This is a genomic window from Holdemanella sp. DFI.5.55 (genome assembly GCF_020593575.1).
Taxonomy (GTDB): Bacteria; Bacillota_I; Bacilli_A; order Erysipelotrichales; family Erysipelotrichaceae; genus Holdemanella; species Holdemanella hominis.
Map to the genome: position 1 here is coordinate 1 of NZ_JAJDMK010000307.1, position 255 is coordinate 255.

Here is a 255-nt window from a genome sequence, read left to right on the forward strand (position 1 = left end):
GGTTTTTGCTCAGCAGGAAAAAGATGACCGGCGCCTGCCCTACCCAAAGTTTATGCAAAAGCTGCTCAGCGCGGATTCATTGCCAGAACTGGCTAAACAGCTGCACGTGCCGGCAATCAGCCTGACGCAGACGGTTACTGACTTCAATCATTTTAAAGAGATTGGCCGTGACTATCAGACCGGTCGTGATACGGATACCATGCGTAAGTTCGGGGCGGGGCCGTACTATGCAATTAAATTGGCCAGCAACGTGTT

The 255-nt window shown here is 51.4% G+C and carries 1 protein-coding gene; it reads left to right on the forward strand.

Annotation, left to right across the window (positions count from 1 at the left end; translation table 11 throughout):
• The coding region (locus tag LJE08_RS14210) for a hypothetical protein (RefSeq protein ID WP_227403607.1) at positions 1 to 255 on the forward strand (255 nt) is incomplete at both ends.